The organism is Neptunitalea lumnitzerae, assembly GCF_027924185.1.
In the GTDB taxonomy this organism is placed as follows: domain Bacteria; phylum Bacteroidota; class Bacteroidia; order Flavobacteriales; family Flavobacteriaceae; genus Neptunitalea; species Neptunitalea lumnitzerae.
Window position 1 is genome coordinate 561300 of record NZ_BRVO01000001.1, and the last position, 14467, is coordinate 575766.

Genomic DNA, 14467 nt, shown 5'->3' on the forward strand with positions numbered 1-14467 from the left:
ATTTGTATTAGCGAATGCGTTTTACCAAATCTATATAGTAATTGTAAAAATTAGACTCACTAAAGTTATTTTTAACAATCTCAAAATTCTCTTTAGCAAGAGTATCTCTTTGCTGTTCAATGGTTTCAAATTGAGCTGCAAATTGCTCCTTTTCATCAATCAGTACTCCATTATTCCATTGAATCATTTCTTTATTACCACCAACATTGGTTAGCAAAGGTATACATCCATGTAACATGGCTTCAAGGGTAGAAAAATCAAAAATAGAAAATCTGTGCATACACATGTAATAATGAGAATTGGTTAAATACTCCATTACGGTAGCATGCGGTAATCTATCTTTAATCCAGGTTATGTGATTTTGCAAACTGTATTTCTCAATTTCTTGTTCTAGAATATCAGCTAAAGGTCCTTGCCCCAAAAGCGTCCAATGGAAATTTATGTTACGCTCTTTAAGTTGGTTTAAATACTCAGGAACCCTATCTATACCTTTTGCCATATTAATTTTTGAAACGGTAATAATTTGCAAAGGTTTATCTGGTTTTTCTATTTGAAATTGTTCATTTTTAATAGGCACACCATTATACAAAACAGCCACAGGTTTTTGCTCTAAAATTCCTTTAATTTGTGGGTGGGTTTGCATTAATGCCTCTCTAGCTCCCATGGAAGGGAAACCAGTAATTTCAGCATTTTTATAAATGGTTTTTTCCATATGGTTTAAAAACCATTTCAGTAAAAAACTTTTCTTATAGCCATGTAAATCTGTATACTCTGTATATAAAGAGCCTTGACTATGTTGCACCGTTACCAAACGTATATTTTTAAAAAACTTAGTAATCACATAACTATCTATATAATCATGTGATATTATAACCTCGTGGTCTAGCGTTTTAATATGCTTATAGCTTGCTCTCATTAACCTAGAGAATGCCATTATGAGCCCTAAAGAGGTTTTTTTAATAGCCATTAACAACCCGTATTTCTTCAGGTTTTCAATGTTATCATTTTTCTTCGGAATTAAATAAAAAGCTACATCCTTTTGAAGTTCAGTAGATAGGTATAATTTCTTAACTACCGTGTGTTGCCCACCTTTATTGTACTCAAGACTATCAATAACAGGCAACATCCCTATTTTTTTCATATACTTTTAGCTTTTTTTAATGCACTACCAATAACCTGGTGCATATCGTAGTATTTATATTCTGCTAATCTTCCTCCAAAGATAATATCTTTTTCATTATCGGCTAGCGCCTTATATTTTCTAAACATTTCAGAGTTTATGGCATCGTTTACAGGGTAATAAGGTTCTTTACTTTCATCCCATTCCTGCGGATATTCTCTAGTAATAACGGTTTTCTCCTGCGTACCAAACTCAAAATGCTTGTGTTCTATAATTCTTGTAAAAGGAGTTTCTCTATCTGTATAATTTACTACAGCATTCCCTTGATAATTAGCTGTATCTTTCACTTCTGTTTTAAACTCTAACGATCTATAAGCCAGTTTTCCAAACTGAAAATTATAATACTCATCTATCTTTCCTGTAAAAACAATTTTATCTGCTATGCTTTCAAAGTATGCCTTCTCTTTGAAAAAGTCTACCTCTGTTTTCACCTCAATTCCATCTAACAAGCCATCTATTAGCTTATTGTAGCCACCTATTGGTATGCCTTGATACTTATCTTTAAAATAATTATTATCAAACGTAAAACGCACCGGAAGCCTTTTAATAATAAAAGCAGGCAATTCAGTTGCCTTTCTACCCCATTGTTTTTCTGTATACCCTTTAATCAGTTTTTCATATACATCTACCCCGACCAAAGACAGTGCTTGTTCTTCTAAATTCTGAGGATTTGTAATGTTCAAATCCTTTATCTGCTCATCAATTTTAGCCTTTGCCTCATCAGGTGTTTTTACCCCCCACAATTGATAAAAGGTGTTCATGTTAAAAGGTAAATTATAAAGCTTACCATTGTAATTTGCTATGGGTGCATTGGTAAACCTATTAAACTCCACAAATGAGTTTACATAATCCCAAATTTCTCTATCATTGGTATGAAAAATATGTGCTCCGTATTTATGCACATTAATACCTTCTACATTTTCACAATAAATATTACCTCCAATATGAGAACGCTTATCTATTACTAAGCATTTTTTACCTTTTTTATATGCTTCATGTGCAAACACACAACCAAAAAGTCCAGATCCTACTATAAGGTAATCGTATTTTAAATCCATATCTTATTTTTCAATACCGTGTTAGAAGTATTTTTCTTTAACCCACCAAATAAACGAAATTTAAGAGGCATTTAAAATCATAACCTCGTAAAATTATCTTGATACATTAAGTAATTAACAACGTAACAATGTTAGAAGCAGTATAGGAGAGAAATCTAAACCGATAACTTTTTGGGTTTCCACAAACCGTTTTTAACGCAGAACCAATAAGTACCTGCGGTAACAAAGGTTTCTGTTGTTATGGTTACATAAGCTACATTGAGTAACGTAAAACTAACAAACTTCCATATTATAAACATCTGTACTGCATAAAATAGTCCAGAAGCCACTATAATACGGCTAAATACTTTATTAAAACCAAACGGAATTAATAAGTATAAACCAAACACATTACTCATAGCTATAATAGGTACTGTAACGGTAAGAATATCAATCACTTTTTTTGAAGGTAACATTTCCTTTCCTCCTAAAAATACCACTACATGCTCAGACAATACAACCATACATAAGCTTAAAAGCACGTTAACAACAAGAATTAGTTTGAATGCTTTTTTGATAAAACCTATATTTTTATCTCTGCTTATTCTAGGAAATATCGACTGATTAATCATGTTCTGCGGTACTTTTAACATGTTAATAATCTTTTCAGCCAAATCATAATATGCCACATCAACCATTCCTAAAAATGCACCAATGATAACCTTGTTACTACTTACGTACAGTTTCATAGAAAGTTGCGAAACAAAAATGGGTAATGCCTCTTTAAAGTAAAACTTTAAGGCTTGAAAAGTAGGTATAACAAATGCTACTTTATGCTTTTTAAATACGATATAAAGAGCAATAACACCTCCTACTATAACTCCTATACCATTTAAAATAGGCACGTATAAATAATCGCTTTCCTCTTTAATAAACAAAAAGATAAGACCAAAGAAAACCACCTTGGTTAAAACTGTAATATAGGTGATGTACTTCATCTCCTCTATTCCTTGAAAGTACCATATCGGAAAAATAATGTCGTTCAGGCAGAGCCAAAGACTTAAATAAAATAGTAATTTATAATTGCCACCCTCTGGTAAAAAGAACAAAACTATTGCCAAAATAAGAACCGATGCTACAAATAATACACCCTTCAGCAAAAAGATACTGCTTACAATCTCTCCTAGTTTCTTCTTATCATCTCTATGAATACTTACCTCTTTGGTTGCTGCAATGTTAAACCCAAAACCCACTAAAATTACTAAGTATCCTATAATAGCCTCAGCAAAAACAACCAGTCCGTATTTTTCGCCCCCTAAAACTTTAATCAAATATGGGTAAACAACCAACGGAAGCAACAAATTAATAACTCTTATAATACTTAAATAAGAGAAATTTTTAAGTAACACCCTATTGTTAGCAACTAAGCTGGCTATTCGTTCTTTCATACATTATAACGTAGCTAAAAACCATTGTACCGTTTGTTGTAAGCCTTGCTCAAACTTTACGGTAGGTGCATACCCCAACAATTGTTCTGCTTTTTCTATAGATGCCAATGAATGTTTTACATCTCCTTTTCTCTCAGGCCCGTATATAGGCTCTTCAGGAGCATTATAACCATTAAAAACCAACGCTTCTTTTATAGCAAAAAACAATTCGTTTAAATTGGTATTCTCTCCACAAGCCACATTGTACACCGTGTTTATAGCGTCTGGATTATCAGTTAAAGCTGCTAACTGATTCATCTGAACCACATTATCTATATACGTAAAATCTCGGCTATGCTCCCCTGTACCATTTATGACAGGTTGCTCTCCTTCCCTCATCAGGTTAATAAACTTAGGTATAACCGCAGCATATGCTCCGTTAGGGTCTTGCTTAGGGCCAAATACATTAAAGTAACGTAAACCAATAGTTTCTATACCATAGGTGGTAGCAAACACTTTTGCATATAACTCGTTTACATATTTGGTAACCGCGTATGGCGACAGAGGATTTCCTATAATATCTTCTTGCTTAGGTAAATCTGGGTGATCTCCGTAAGTAGAAGAACTGGCAGCATACACAAAACGCTTTACATTGTTTTCTTTTACTGCCCACAACATATTTAAAAACCCAGAAATGTTTACTGCATTACTTGTAATAGGATCGTTAATAGAACGTGGTACCGAACCTAAAGCTGCCTGATGCAATACTATATCTACCCCTAGGGTAGCTTTTTTACAAGTCTCTAAGTCTCTAATATCTCCTTCAATAAATGTAAAATTAGACTTCTCTAAATGCGCTTCAATATTCTTTAAATGCCCTGTAGCCAGGTTGTCTAAACAAACTACGGTATTATTTTGCTTTAGTAAAACCTCTATCAGATTAGAACCAATAAATCCGGCTCCACCAGTTACTAAAACTTTCTTATTTTCAATAATTCTGTTACTCATAAATACTTTTTAAGGCAGTTTTGTAAACTTGTTTTCCAATCGGGAATATCTACTTTAAATTGCGCTATAGTGTTAGAAGTATCTAAAACACTATATTCAGGTCTTTTTGCTGGTGTAGGATACTCGGTAGTCGGAATAGCATGTACAACAACATCTTTCTGTGCATACTCAAATATAGCACTTGCAAATGTGTGCCAGCTAATACTACCTTTATTAGAGTAGTGATAAATACCATAATTAGTTGACTTACTACTTACTATTTCCACTAAAAATTTTGCCAAATCCATAGCATAGGTAGGGGCGCCAATTTGGTCAGCCACCACATTCAATTCGTTTTTGGTTTCAGCCAACCTAAGCATCGTCTTCATAAAATTTCCTCCAAACTCAGAATATACCCATGAAGTTCTAATTATAAAATATGTATCTAGTATCTCTTGAACATAGGTTTCTCCTTTTAACTTTGAAGCTCCATAAACTCCCAAAGGGTTTGTAGCATCTGTTATTTTGTAAGGCTCTTTAGCTGTACCGTCAAAAACAAAATCGGTTGAAATATGTACAAGAACAGCATTATGAAATTTACATTGTTCCGACAGTATTCTTACTGCTTCTGCATTTACGTTATACACTGTTTCAGCATGATTCTCTGCCTTATCTACCGCGGTATAAGCTGCACAGTTGATAACCGTATCTGGTTGGTGTTCAGAAAAAAAATCTGAAACCTCTTCAACATCTGTTATATCAAGATCTATGGATGATGCAAAAATCCATTCAAGATTCTCATATTCAGCAGCTACCTCCTGAATACATGTACCTAATTGTCCGCTTGCTCCGGTAACTAATATTTTCATTATCTATTATAGTGAGTCTGTTGCCAATCCTTTCTTCAAAATACTTTTTACATCAAAGATGATAGTATCTTTTGCAATTGCTTCCCAGTCGTAAGTCAAAAATTCTGAATGCCCAACAGCTACAATAATCCCTTGGTAAGTATTTATATCGTTAGAAGTAACTTTTATACCGTATTCATGTTCAATTTCTTCTTTTACAGCAATAGGGTCATAAATATCTGCCTCTATTCCATATTCCTGTAATTCTTGGTATATGTCTATTACTCGTGTATTTCTAATATCTGGACAATTCTCTTTAAACGTAAAACCTAAAATAAGCGTTTTTGTGCCATTAACGGTCTTCTTAGCATTCAGTAGATGCTTTACATATTTTTTTACTACCTGAGCGCCCATATTATCGTTTATACGCCTTCCAGCAAGTATTACTTCTGGGTTGTGCCCTAAACTTTGTGCTTTATACGTTAGGTAGTATGGGTCTACCCCTATACAGTGCCCACCAACTAAACCAGGTCTAAAAGGTAAAAAGTTCCATTTGGTACCAGCTGCTTCCAACACTTCAAGTGTATTGATATTCATTTTATCAAAAATCATTGAAAGCTCATTCACAAAAGCAATATTCAAATCTCTCTGAGAATTCTCTATTACCTTGGCGGCTTCTGCTACTTTTATAGAGGATGCCTTATGAGTACCCACAGTTACAATAGACCCATATAAGTCATCTATATAATTGGCTATTTCTGGTGTACTGCCTGAGGTTACTTTTACAATATTGTGTACCCTTCTTTCCTTATCTCCAGGGTTAATACGTTCTGGTGAATATCCACAGTAAAAATCCTCATTGAATTTTAATCCACTAATTTCTTCTAATAAAGGCACGCACACTTCTTCTGTACAGCCAGGAAAAACAGTAGATTCATAAATAACAATATCTCCCTTATCTATCCATTTTGCCACTTCCTTAGAAGCCGAAATAATTGGGGTTAAATCTGGTTTTTTATAGTTGTCTATAGGGGTTGGTACAGTTACAATATATACAGACGCTTTTTTAAGATCTAGCGGAGTAGCTGTATAGGTGATTGTTTTTGCTTCAAGAAGTTCTTCTTCGCTTACTTCTAGCGTGCTATCTATTCCATTCTTCAGATCATCAATACGCTTCTGTTGAATGTCAAACCCAATAACTTCGTAGTTATTTTTAGCAAACTCTACCGCTAATGGTAAGCCTACATATCCTAAACCAATAATAGCTATAACACTCATAATATCAATTACAATTTGGCATTTTCAAAAGTAGGTAAATAAAGATCTTTCTCAGAAACAATTACTTCATCTTCGTTTAAATGCCAATCTATTCCTAAAAACGGATCGTTATAAATAATACCTCCTTCAGAGGCTTTGTTATAATAGTTATCACATTTATATGAAAACTCAGCAGTTTCTGAAATTACAGAAAATCCATGTCCGAAACCTCTTGGTATATAAAGCTGTTTTTTATTTTCAGCTGATAATACAATAGAAAAATGCTTCCCAAAGGTTGGTGAATCTTTACGTAAATCTACGGCTACATCTAAAACCTTACCACTTAATACACGCACCAATTTAGATTGTGCCCACTCACCACATTGATAATGGATACCTCTTACAACCCCTTTTTGAGATTGACTCTGATTATCTTGCACAAATGGAATAGAAACGCCGGTAGCATCTTCAAACTTTTTATGATTAAAGCTTTCAAAAAAGTAGCCTCTATCATCTTCAAAAACGGCAGGTTCTATAATATAACAACCCGATAAAGGGGTTTCTTCAACTTTCATGTAGTGAAATTTATCCTTTTAGTATTTCAATAATATTTTTACCATACCCACTTTTCAACAGACCTTTGGTAATTTCTTCTAATTGCAGTTTATTTATAAAGCCCATTTTATAGGCAACTTCCTCAATAGCACCCACTTTAAGCCCCTGACGTTCTTCTATAACCTGAACAAATTGTCCGGCTTGCATCAACGATTTAAAAGTACCGGTATCTAACCAAGCCGTTCCTCTATCTAAAATACTAACACGTAATTTACCTTGTTCTAAATACACTTTATTTACATCAGTTATCTCTAGTTCACCTCTAGCACTTGGCTCAATATTTTTAGCAATCTCTACAACCGTATTATCATAAAAATAAATACCAGGTACAGCATAATGAGACTTCGGTACCGCTGGCTTTTCTTCTATAGAAATAGCATTACCATCATCATCAAAATCTACTACGCCATAACGCTCTGGATCATGCACGTGGTATGCATAGATAATACCACCTTCTGGGTTTACATTTGACTGTAATAGAGTAGCCAATCCTGTACCGTAAAATATATTATCTCCTAAAATGAGTGCTACACTATCATCCCCTATAAAATCTTCACCAATAATAAAGGCTTCTGCCAAACCATTGGGCAATTCTTGCGTAGCATACTCAAACCTACACCCTACAGCACTACCATCTCCTAACAGCTTTTGAAAAAGTGGTTTATCTTGAGGGGTAGAAATAATTAAAATTTCTCTAATACCCGCAGACATCAATGTAGAAACCGGATAGTATATCATCGGTTTATCATAAATGGGCATTAACTGCTTACTAACGGCTATCGTTAGCGGATATAAACGCGTTCCAGATCCTCCGGCAAGCACAATTCCTTTCATTATGAATCTATTTTATACATATTTTGGTAATAATCTCTATAGTTACCCGAGGTAACATTTTCTAACCACTCTTTATTATCTAAATACCAATCAATGGTTTTAGCCAACCCTTCTTCAAAAGTTACAGAAGGTTTCCAACCCAATTCAGTATTTATTTTTGTGGCGTCAATAGCATATCTTCTATCATGCCCTGGTCGGTCAGTGATGTACGTAATTAAAGCTTCAGAAGTACCTGCTTCCTGCCCTAATTTTTCATCCATTATTTTGCATAATAGCTTAATAAGGTCAATATTTTGCCATTCATTAAAACCTCCAATATTATAAGTTTCCTTTTCAAGCCCCTTATGAAAAACCAAATCAATAGCTGCTGCATGATCTTCTACAAATAACCAATCTCTAGTAAACTTACCATCACCATACACTGGTAAAGGTTTTTTGTTTACAATGTTATTTATAAATAATGGAATCAGCTTTTCAGGAAACTGATTTGGCCCATAGTTATTAGAACAATTAGTAACAATATACGGTAACTTATACGTTTCTCCGTAAGCCCTAACAAAATGATCTGACCCTGCTTTTGAAGCTGAGTAAGGTGAGTTAGGATCGTATGAGGTTGTTTCTGTAAACAATCCGGTTTCTCCCAACGTTCCGTACACCTCATCTGTACTTATATGGTAAAATAAATGTTTCTTAGAACTGTCTTTCCAATACTTTACACTAGCGTTTAAAAGATTTACAGTACCAATAATATTAGTTCTCACAAACGCCAACGGATCGCTAATAGACCTGTCTACGTGTGATTCTGCTGCCAAATGTATTACAGCATCAAAATCATATTTTTTAAATAAGGAATCTATTAAATCTGCATCATTAATATCCCCTTTCAAAAACGTATAATTATCACAGTCTTCTACATCTTTAATATTTTCAAGATTACCTGCATAGGTTAATGCATCTAGGTTATAGATGTGATAATTAGCATATTTATTTACAAACGTTCTAACAACGTGAGATCCAATAAACCCAGCACCGCCGGTTATAAGAATTTTCATTTATTATAAGTTTTTAAGTAGGTATTTAATTTACCCAATAGCAACACAACAAATACTACAATAATTAAGAAAATGGGTAAAACTACCTTCATACTTTTTCTTAACTTTTGCACTTTCAAGCCTTTATCAGGAAATTCAGAAATTATATTTAGAGTAGCTTGTTCTGTTGCTTTTTCAATATTCAAATCAACCAAGTTGCGCTTAATTTCATTGATATACTTAAACAACTCTGTTTCGTCTATTTTACTTGATTTATTATCTAAAGAAATACTTGTTGATGCACTACCCGTGTTACTAGCTGCAGCAATCATAGCCTTCCTATAGGTGTCTTGTAAAGAGTCTATATCTCTTAATTGCTTTCTCAATATAGTATCTTGTAAAGCTCTGTTTAAGTTACTCGTTAATTCCTGTCCTTTAAAATAAGGTGTTTCAGATACCGATGCTACAATAGGTTTCTCAATGCTTTTAGCAATATTATTGTCTTTAGCACGTACCGAAATGATATGATAAGCAGCATCTAAATCATTAAAGCTATTAGAATACATTTCGTAATCAAAACTATTACGGGTTAAAGTATCTAACTCTTTAATAAACTCATCATACAAAAATAATTTTTGCTTTTCTGTAATGTATGGTTCAATTTCAACACCAACAATTTTACCCGCCTGTTTAGCATCTATTTTTAACTCTTTAGCAAGCGCTACAGAATCTTTAGAAATAGCCAACTCATTAAAAAATGCCACCTGATTATACAACTGTTGTGCACTGTTATAATTAGGCTCAACTACCATTTGAGAAACATACACAGGTTTTCTCATATAATCTAAACTAAACCCTGCTACTAAACCAACTACAAGTGCAGCAATAAAGTACACTAAATTGGTTCTTATAAGAATTAATAACAGAATAAATACATGAAAAATCCACTGAAAAAAATTTCCTATTGCTTTAAAGAAGTTTTTAATACCTCTTCCCAAATAAGAAAAAAACTGAATAATATCTATTTCATCAGCGTTGTGGTTTTGCTTGTTGGTTTGGTCACTCATAGTGTAATAATGGTTAGTTAAGTATCTGTTCCAGTATTTTAATAGTTATTAAATAGGTAGGTTTTACCCCTGTAATACCCAATCCGCCTGATGCTAATGTACTACCAGTTTCTAAAGGATTATCAGAAGCATAGTAGGCATAACGTACCTTCACATCTTTTCGTATGCTTTTTCTAATTTTTGAAGCCGATTGAATAGCCTTTTGGTAATGTACTCCTTCCATCTCTAACCCTATTACATTCCAAGTAGATTCGTAGAAAAACTTAAGTACATCTTTGTTTTGTAATGAAGTACCTAACACGGTAATCATAGAGCCTTCAAAAACTTTTAAATCACAATTTTCAAAATCTGATGCGCACAACTCGTTTTCAAACGGGTAGTTATCTGCCGTACCTTCAAATATATGAGCATTCGGAATCATTAAATCTCCCTTACCTCCTTCAAGAATACCAGCTTTACCCATTATAGAAACCGAATCAACCGTCATAAATACAGGCTCTTCATCCTCTTCTTTAAATGGTTTTAAAAACTCATCAATAGTTTCATAGGCTTGCTCACCAAAAGCATAATCCATCACAAACAACACAGGTTTCTCATCATCTGGCATAGAAGTGTCTGGCTTAAATAAACTTTTAGAGAAATCTATTTTAGCAGTGTCAAAAACCTGAACATCAATATTAGTTCCTGAGGTATCATCTATAGAAATCATTCCGTTTTTAAGGGCAAATTCTTTTACCTTATTACGTAACTGATTATTCAACGGATCGCTCAACGCCTCAAATACATCAAAAGACTTTTTGTCTTTATATTCTTTACCCAATACTTGGTGGGCATAAATACTATTCATTACACTGTGCATATTAGCACTTATAATGTGTAATGGTCTGTGTAAAAGGTTATGATCTTTTAATACACTTTTTATGTTATTAGCCCAAACTTCACCATGAATATGGTGCCCTAAACGTTCTCTTAAAACAGAACTGAAGGTAATCGTACGCTTATTGTTATGTACAATCTCGTCAAGAGCAAGTTTACCCATCCAGTAAATCACATGCAGAAAACGTTCTGGCTGTTTTTTAGTAGTAAAGGTATTATGTGCTTTTAGTACTTCTTCAAAAGTTCTACCCAATACATTTCCTAAATGCATAAAAGCAACTTCTCTTTCTGCCTGGTTCAGCTTACCTTTTTGTACCGCTGCTTCCAGTTTTTCCCAGTCTCTGGTTGTTTTACCATCTTCACCAACTAAAACTTTGTTGGCAATTTTGTGAGACTCAATAAACATAAAGGTTAAATGCGTAAGAATATCGTAAATATCAGATCTACCTCTGGTTATTTCAATATTCATTTGCTCATCATCTATTCTGTAGCAATTACGTCTACGTTTGGGTGGTATAATAGGCTCAAAATGAGATTTATCGTACCCTTCATTAGAAGTTAAATTAATAAACCTACATTCCTCTATACCGTCAGGCAAACGCTCAAGTATATAAATAAGTCCGTTTATTTCTGCTTTTTCATCGGCTATAGTACCATATATTTCTGGTCTTAAAAGTAATAATGACTCCCTAAGGGTTTCTCCAGAAATACCCATTGGTTTATAAAAACCTCTGTTAAACAAATGTCGCATGGTAATGTACAAACGTTCAATAGCTGCTGTAGATTCCTGTGCTCTGGTCTGTTTTATAGTGCTTGTAGTTGTCATAAGCGTTTTTAAGTTACAAAAGTACGTCTTAATTTTTAATTCAATTATATTTTATAATCCGACAATTTATTTGCCATATCTCTATCATTAGACAAGCGTTGCACTTTATTCTGCCCTCCTAACTTACCTAATGATTTCATATAAGAAGTAAATGCATTTTTTTGCAGCATTGTAATTTTTAACGGTTGTAAAACCTTACCGGTAATCAAATCGTCATAATAGGTATTCTGCTCCTGCATCTCTTTATCTATAGTAGCTGCAAAAGTTTCTAAGTCTTTAGGTGCATTCTCAAATTCTATAAACCACTCATGGTAAGGTAAACCTTCTTTTGGTGTTATTTGTGGTGCCACCGTAAATTCATTAATACTAATATCAGTATTCTTTAATGCGGCTTGCATAGCCTGCTCTACTTCTTTAGCAATTACATGCTCACCAAAGGCAGATATGTAATGCTTTATTCTTCCGGATACAATAACTCTATAAGGGCTTAAAGAAGTAAACTGAACCGTATCACCCACATTATAAGACCATAAACCTGCATTAGAGCTTATAATAAGTACATAATTAACTCCTAGTTCTACTTCCCCAATGGTTAGTCTGTTTGAGTTTTCTTCAAAAAACTCATCAGACTTTATAAACTCATAAAAAATACCTGAATTTAAAAGTAACAACATACCTTTTGCTGTCTGAGAATCTTGGTAAGCAAAAAAGCCTTCACTAGCCGGAAAAAGTTCTATACTTGGTACGGTTCTGCCTATCAGCTCATTGAATTTTGCTCTGTAGGGTTCAAAATTAACCCCGCCGTAAATAAACAATTTAAAATTAGGGAAAATAGTACCTACCTTTTTACCTGTTTTTTGCTCTAAACGTTCAAAATACATTTGTACCCATGAAGGTATTCCGCTAATTACAGACATATCCTCTTTCAAGGTTTCATCTACAATGGTATCTACCTTGGTTTCCCAATCTTCTATACAATTGGTTTCCCAACTAGGCATTCTGTTTTTTTGTAAATACCCTGGCACATAATGGGCTACAATACCAGAGAGCCTACCCAGCTTAACTCCATTTTTCTCTTTTAAAATTGGGCTTCCTTGTAAAAATATCATCTTACCATCTACAAAAGCCGCATTTCCTGTTTCTGCTATATAAAATAAAATAGCATTACGTGCCGCTTCTATATGACTAGGCATAGAGTCTTTGGTAATAGGAATATATTTTACACCACTAGTGGTACCAGATGTTTTAGCAAAATAAATAGGTTTTCCGGGCCACAATATATCTTCTTTCCCTTCTACAACTTCTTCTACATAATGTTTTAACCCTTCATAATCTCTAACGGGTACCCTTGCTTTATAATCTTCATAAGAAGTGATATTGTTAAAATCGTGATCTTTCCCAAATTTAGTAGCACTTGCATTGCTCACTAATTGGTTAAACACACGTTGTTGGGTCTCTACCGGATTTTCAATCCATTGCTGAGATTTCTTAACTACTTGTTTTGCAAATATTTTAGCTGCAAAAGACTTTAAAGACATACGTTCTTAATTAAAATCTATAAATGTTGTTGGGTCTATAGCGTAACCGTTGTTCCACAATTCAAAATGTAAATGTGGCCCAGTGGTTAACTCACCAGTATTTCCAACAGTACCAATTACTTCTCCTGTTTTTACAAAATCTCCCTGCGTTTTGGTTAAAGATTTATTGTGTTTGTATACCGAGATAAGTCCGTTTAAGTGTTCAATAAGCATTACATATCCAGTTTCTACCGTCCACTCTGCAAAAATTACTCTACCATCTGCCACAGCTTTTACCGGTGCATTTGCTGTAGCCACAATATCTACCGCATAATGTTTATCTTTAGGATTAAACTCACTTGAAATACTACCCGTAACTGGTGAAAAAAGCACAAAATTCATAGTATTCTCTGCGGCTCCCGAAAAATTATAACGGTCTTCCTGGGCTACCTCAACTCTTAACAATGAATCTGCTTTGTTGGTTTCAAAATCAAAATTCACATCATTTATACCCGTATTACTTTCAAGAGAATCTTTATTAAGATCGTAAGGTTTTATATCTCCTGTTAATACCTTTTTAACCGATGCCATATAGGCATCATTAGCTTTTAATACTGCTACAAGAGAATCTGTTCTTTCGGTAAGTTCTGTTGCTTCCCTTTTTAATTTCACAGAAGAATACCCAGGTATGTACTCACGTAATGGAGTAAACGCTATAATCACCGTAGTTACTGCAATTAAAAATACAGATAAAAGCGACCCTACTACAAACACATTCAACCTGTTAAGCTTAAAAGAAAGATGTTCCTCAAACGTATCTTCATTTAAAACTACCAAGCGGTATTTGTAGATCCATTTTCTATGTAATTTCTTCCTTCTGGATGATTTTTCTTTCTTCATAAAACAAATATACGTATTGAAATTTTTCTCAATATGTTAAATTCAAAAATATCATAATTAACGTT

General features: G+C 33.8%; 13 protein-coding genes. All 13 read right to left on the bottom strand.

What is annotated here, in order from left to right; genetic code table 11:
- Window positions 1-7: 7 nt before the first annotated feature.
- The 13 genes from Y10_RS02530 to Y10_RS02590 all read right to left on the bottom strand — a co-directional run bounded on the left by Y10_RS02530 (window position 8) and on the right by Y10_RS02590 (window position 14402).
- Window positions 8-1141, bottom strand: a complete 1134-nt coding sequence (locus tag Y10_RS02530; RefSeq protein ID WP_281763792.1) for a glycosyltransferase family 4 protein — start codon at window positions 1139-1141, stop codon at window positions 8-10.
- Window positions 1138-2238 carry a UDP-galactopyranose mutase gene (gene glf, locus Y10_RS02535; protein WP_281763793.1) on the bottom strand — a complete coding sequence of 367 codons (1101 nt, stop codon included), beginning with the start codon at window positions 2236-2238 and terminating at the stop codon, window positions 1138-1140. Before glf ends, Y10_RS02530 begins: the two co-directional genes overlap by 4 nt.
- Window positions 2239-2393: 155 nt before the next feature.
- On the bottom strand, window positions 2394-3665 hold the full coding sequence (locus Y10_RS02540) for a flippase (RefSeq protein ID WP_281763794.1): 1272 nt from the start codon (window positions 3663-3665) through the stop codon (window positions 2394-2396).
- Window positions 3666-3668: 3 nt separating this feature from the next.
- The gene (locus tag Y10_RS02545) at window positions 3669-4652 is read right to left on the bottom strand and encodes an SDR family oxidoreductase (protein ID WP_281763795.1); all 984 of its coding nucleotides are present in this window, start codon (window positions 4650-4652) and stop codon (window positions 3669-3671) included.
- Window positions 4649-5500: a dTDP-4-dehydrorhamnose reductase gene (gene rfbD / locus Y10_RS02550; RefSeq protein ID WP_281763796.1), complete on the bottom strand. Its 852-nt coding sequence runs from the start codon at window positions 5498-5500 to the stop codon at window positions 4649-4651. The genes Y10_RS02545 and rfbD overlap by 4 nt, the downstream gene beginning before the upstream one ends.
- 6 nt (window positions 5501-5506) lie before the next feature.
- Window positions 5507-6757 (bottom strand): nucleotide sugar dehydrogenase, encoded by a 1251-nt coding sequence (locus Y10_RS02555; RefSeq protein WP_281763797.1) that lies wholly within the window; start codon window positions 6755-6757, stop codon window positions 5507-5509.
- An 8-nt stretch (window positions 6758-6765) separates the two neighbouring features.
- Window positions 6766-7311, bottom strand: coding sequence for a dTDP-4-dehydrorhamnose 3,5-epimerase (rfbC, locus tag Y10_RS02560; protein ID WP_281763798.1), 546 nt, complete (start codon window positions 7309-7311; stop codon window positions 6766-6768).
- Window positions 7312-7321: 10 nt separating this feature from the next.
- Window positions 7322-8185: a glucose-1-phosphate thymidylyltransferase RfbA gene (gene rfbA / locus Y10_RS02565; protein WP_281763799.1), complete on the bottom strand. Its 864-nt coding sequence runs from the start codon at window positions 8183-8185 to the stop codon at window positions 7322-7324.
- On the bottom strand, window positions 8185-9237 hold the full coding sequence (gene rfbB, locus Y10_RS02570) for a dTDP-glucose 4,6-dehydratase (RefSeq protein ID WP_281763800.1): 1053 nt from the start codon (window positions 9235-9237) through the stop codon (window positions 8185-8187). Before rfbB ends, rfbA begins: the two co-directional genes overlap by 1 nt.
- Entirely contained in the window at window positions 9234-10283 is a 1050-nt protein-coding gene (locus tag Y10_RS02575) for a hypothetical protein (protein ID WP_281763801.1), read from the bottom strand. Before Y10_RS02575 ends, rfbB begins: the two co-directional genes overlap by 4 nt.
- Before the next feature lie 13 nt (window positions 10284-10296).
- Window positions 10297-11985 carry a DUF6909 family protein gene (locus Y10_RS02580; RefSeq protein WP_281763802.1) on the bottom strand — a complete coding sequence of 563 codons (1689 nt, stop codon included), beginning with the start codon at window positions 11983-11985 and terminating at the stop codon, window positions 10297-10299.
- A 44-nt stretch (window positions 11986-12029) separates the two neighbouring features.
- Window positions 12030-13523 (bottom strand): GH3 auxin-responsive promoter family protein, encoded by a 1494-nt coding sequence (locus Y10_RS02585; protein WP_281763803.1) that lies wholly within the window; start codon window positions 13521-13523, stop codon window positions 12030-12032.
- Between the two features lie 6 nt (window positions 13524-13529).
- Entirely contained in the window at window positions 13530-14402 is an 873-nt protein-coding gene (locus Y10_RS02590; protein WP_281763804.1) for a M23 family metallopeptidase, read from the bottom strand.
- Window positions 14403-14467: the final 65 nt, after the last annotated feature.